Raw genomic sequence first — 393 nt, forward strand, 5'->3', positions numbered from 1 at the left:
CAATCTTCACGATGTCGTCGTTGCTGAACCCGGCGTCGATGAGAGCCTGACGATGGTTGAGGACCGCCTGCAGCGCCTGCGCGCCTCCGTTATTGGCGGCGATCTTCACGATGTCGGCGCGCTGCAGATGGTCAGTTAGCTCGTGGGCGTGCTCCGCAATATAAAGTAGCGTCTGCCGTCCACCGTGCGTACGTTCAATTCGTGTCTGCTCGGCGTCGGTCAGTTCGAGCGGATTGGTTGTATGAGGCAAAGACAGCGGGACGGGATAGGGCACGGCTCGGCGGGCCGAACGATGGATAGCGGAACGCAAGCCCTTACGCTGCGAAGAATTGCCCTGGGAACGACCGGAGCGTGTGGAGTTCTGCCCGGGTGGCGGAGCCAGCAACTCGGATG

Annotated in this window: 1 pseudogene; it reads right to left on the reverse strand. The window is 61.6% G+C overall.

Annotated features, from left to right (window positions below):
* Positions 1-274 (reverse strand): annotated as a pseudogene (locus DID99_RS36965) (hypothetical protein); the annotation flags it as partial.
* Positions 275-393: the final 119 nt, after the last annotated feature.

It is taken from the genome of Burkholderia sp. Bp8986 (genome assembly GCF_003854225.1).
In the GTDB taxonomy this organism is placed as follows: Bacteria; Pseudomonadota; Gammaproteobacteria; order Burkholderiales; family Burkholderiaceae; genus Burkholderia.